Genomic DNA, 3,521 nt, shown 5'->3' on the forward strand with positions numbered 1-3,521 from the left:
CGCCTCGCGCACGGCCGCGACGAGCGCATCGACCACCTCTCTCTCGACACGATTGTTGAGGTGGCGCGAGTCGGCCACGTCGGCGAAGCCGCGCCAGCGGTCGGAAATCTCCTTGTCCTTGGCGAGCGTGTTGGTGATCAGCGTGAAGAGCCGGAGATTATCCTTGAACGTCTTGGCGAGTGCCTCGGCCGCCTTGCGCCGCTTCTTCTCGTCGGGGTCGAGCAGGCGGTTGAGCGTGGGCTCGAGGCTGAGCTTCTCGCCGCCCACGTCGAATCTGAGCGAGGTCATCGTCTCGCTGAACAGCCGGTCCCAAGCGCCGCGCGCGGTGACGGCCTTCTCGTGGAAGAGCTGCTCGAGCTTGTCTTCGAGCTGATAGGGCTTCTCCTTGCGCAGGTCCTCGATCCACGGGCGGTAATGCGACAGCTCGGAATGCTCCATCGCCTTGTCGAGCGCCTTGTCGTCGAGACGATTGAGCTCGAGCGGAAAGAACAGGAGCTTCGAGGAGATGGCGGTGATCTTCTCCTGGATGTCGCCGAAGAATTTCTGCCGCTTGGGATCCGAAGTGTCGGCGGCATAGAGCAGGCTCGCGTAAGAGACGATGCGGCCGAGGAGGTCGTTGAGCTGCTCGAACTCGCGCACGGCCTGGGCAAGCGTATAGCCGCCCTTGCCGCCGTCGAGCAGGCTCGCGAGCTTGCCGGCGTAGCGCTCCTGCATGGCGTCGGCCGCGCGTTCCGCGGTGGTGAGATCGTTCTTGAGCTCGGGCGAGTGAGGGCCGCTATAGAGGTCGGCCAGGTTCCACTCCGGCAGGCTCCCGAGCTTGCGCTTAGCCGGCTTCTCAGCAGCGCTCGCGCGCTTGGCTTTGGCTTTGGCGGCACTCGCGGCAAAGGCTGGGTGGGTCGGCCAGAGGGTTAGTTTGGGCAGCATCGGCAGGCCATATCCTCCTTGTGTGGGGCGACAAGCGCCTAGAGTGGGAATGCGACGTCCCTGCGGCAAGAAACACGGCGCTTTCCAGCCCCCGCGCACCGGTCGCGCGACAGCATGACCAAAATCGAACCGCGATAAAGGGGATATTTACCCTTCGAGCGCACTATTTTGGCACAGCAGCGGCGCCCAGGCCCCCTGTGTTGGGCTCTACGAAGCGGCGCTGCCGAGTAGCGTAACCAGTTTTCGTGAGTGTTGCGTCATGCCCAAACGCGTCCTGGTCGTCGACGACGACCCCGCCCAGCGTCGTATTCTTGAAGAGACCATCAAGCGCTTTGGCCATAACGTTGCCACGGCCGAAAGCGGCGAAAAGGCGCTCGCCGCGCTTAAGGCCGACACGGCCGGCGACATCTCTCTTATCCTGCTCGACCTCGTCATGCCCGGAACCGACGGCATGGCGGTGTTGACCGCGATGCGCTCGCTGCCGAGGAAGCCCCCGGCCATCGTGCAGACCGCCCACGGCTCGATCGACGCCGCCATCGCCGCGATGCGGGCGGGCGCGGTCGATTTCGTGGTCAAGCCGGTGAGCCCCGAGCGGCTCGAAGTCTCCATCAAAAACGCGCTGAAGATCGAGGCGCTTGCCGGCGAGCTCAACCGCATCAAGGCCCAAGCCAAGGGCGCGCTCGGCTTCTCCGACCTGATCGCCGGCAGCGAGGCCATGCGCCGCGTCATAGAGCTCGGCAAGAGGGCCTCACGCTCGACCATCCCCGTCCTGATCGAAGGCGAATCGGGCGTCGGCAAGGAGCTAATCGCACGCGCGATCCAGGGCGAAAGCGCCCGTGCCGGCAAGCCCTTCGTCACCGTCAATTGCGGCGCCATTCCTGAGAATCTCGTCGAGAGCATCCTGTTCGGGCACGAGAAGGGCTCCTTCACCGGAGCGACCGAGAAGCGCGCCGGCAAGTTCGTCGAAGCGGATCAAGGCACGCTTTTTCTTGACGAGATCGGCGAGCTTCCGCTCGACGCGCAGGTCAAGCTGTTGCGCGCCCTTCAGGAGGGCGAGATCGATCCCGTGGGGGGAAAGCAGCCGGTCAAGGTCGATTTCCGCCTGATCTCGGCGACCAATCAAAATCTCATCAACCTCGTCAACGAGGGCCGCTTCCGCGAGGACCTCTATTATCGTCTGAACGTGTTCCCGATCTGGGTCCCGCCGTTGCGCGAGCGGCTTGAGGACGTGCCGGAGCTCGTCCGCCACTTCATCGCCCGCTTCGCCGCCGAGGAAGGCAAGCGCATCGACGGCATCGACGCCGAGGCGAGCGCCATGCTCCAGAGCTACACCTGGCCGGGCAACATCCGCCAGCTCGAGAATGCGGTATTCCGCGCGGTCGTGCTCGCCGACACGCCGATGCTGACGGTGGACGAGTTCCCGCAGATCGCAGCCCACGTCGAGGGCTACAAGGTGACCGTGCCGCCCGCGCCTGCGCCCAAGGACCCGGTGCCGCATATCGAGGGTCCGGTCATGCTCGGCGAATCGGCCGCGGCCCCCATGACCATCCACGTGCCGTCCGGCAACGGCAAGGATGCGATCGGCATTCCGGCCTTGAGCGACTCAGGCGAGATTCGCCCGCTCGAAGCCGTCGAGGCCGACATGATCAGGCTCGCCTTCGGGCGCTACCGCGGACGCATGACGGAGATCGCAAAGCGGCTCGGCATCGGCCGCTCAACGCTCTACCGCAAGATGCGCGAGATCGGGCTCGAGGTAAGGCCGTAAGTTTTATGGCCACACTTAAGTAACGATACTTGTTAGGGAAACATTGGTTGGCGGCGTCGTAGGCAACGGGCGGGGGCCCGGAGCGTCGATGTTCTGCGCCTGATAATCGCAAGGCCGAAAAGGCCCTTAAGGGGGAGCGAGGGATGAGGCGAGTCTGTCTGTTGGCGTTGGTCTTGGCGCTCACCGCGCCGTTGGGTACCGCGGGTTTTGCGGCCGAGCCCGAGCAGCCCGAGACACTGATCACGGCGAGCGAGGCGATCCGCATCGCCGTTCAAAATCGCCTCTCGGAGAAATTCACAACCACCACCGACAAGAAGAAGTCCGAGCAGGGTGCGCTCGTCGAGTTCTATTCCGTGCCTGACCGGACGCCGCTTTGGGTCGATCAGAACGGCCTGACCGAGCGCGGCAAGGCCGTCATCGCCGAGATCAAGAACGCCGACGATTACGGCTTGCGCGCTTCGGATTACGCCCTGCCCAACCCGGACGGCTTCAACGCCTCGGACCCGGGCAAGATCGACTGGCTCGCCGATGCCGAGATCACGGTGAGCTACGCCGTGCTCGACTATGCCAACGACGCCCGCGGCGGCCGCATCAAGCCGCAGCGCTTGAGCGAGAACCTCGATCCCACTCTCATGCTGCCCAACCCCTCGGAGGTAATCGAATCGATTGCCATCCGCTCCGATCCCGCCGCCTATCTCAGGAGCTTCCAGCCCGATCAGCCCCAATTCGAGGCGCTGAGGCAGAAGCTGATCGCGCTCCGGCGCGGCAAGACCGTGCGCGTTGCCGCCGAGAGGCCGGCCGACTTCATTCCCGACGGTCCGGTGCTGAAGCT

2 protein-coding genes and 1 pseudogene are annotated in these 3,521 nt (G+C 64.6%); 2 read left to right on the forward strand and 1 reads right to left on the reverse strand.

Annotated features, from left to right (window positions below):
• Positions 1–924, reverse strand: a 924-nt coding sequence (locus tag VFB18_RS12630; protein WP_414675704.1) for a M3 family oligoendopeptidase, incomplete at its 3' end; no start/stop codon positions are given.
• 259 nt (positions 925–1,183) lie between these two features.
• On the opposite strand from VFB18_RS12630, the gene VFB18_RS12635 reads away from it, so the two are divergent.
• Both VFB18_RS12635 and VFB18_RS12640 read left to right on the forward strand, forming a co-directional pair.
• Positions 1,184–2,689 (forward strand): sigma-54 dependent transcriptional regulator, encoded by a 1,506-nt coding sequence (locus VFB18_RS12635; protein ID WP_324975788.1) that lies wholly within the window; start codon positions 1,184–1,186, stop codon positions 2,687–2,689.
• Between the two features lie 143 nt (positions 2,690–2,832).
• Positions 2,833–3,521 (forward strand): annotated as a pseudogene (locus VFB18_RS12640) (hypothetical protein); the annotation flags it as partial.

Origin of the sequence: Methyloceanibacter sp., assembly GCF_035650995.1 — a bacterium.
GTDB lineage: Bacteria > Pseudomonadota > Alphaproteobacteria > Rhizobiales > Methyloligellaceae > Methyloceanibacter.

Excerpts from the sequence above, each read along its gene's own strand:
- VFB18_RS12635 (WP_324975788.1), top strand. The coding sequence starts at position 1,184 with ATGCCCAAACGCGTCCTGGTCGTCGACGACGACCCCGCCCAGCGTCGT.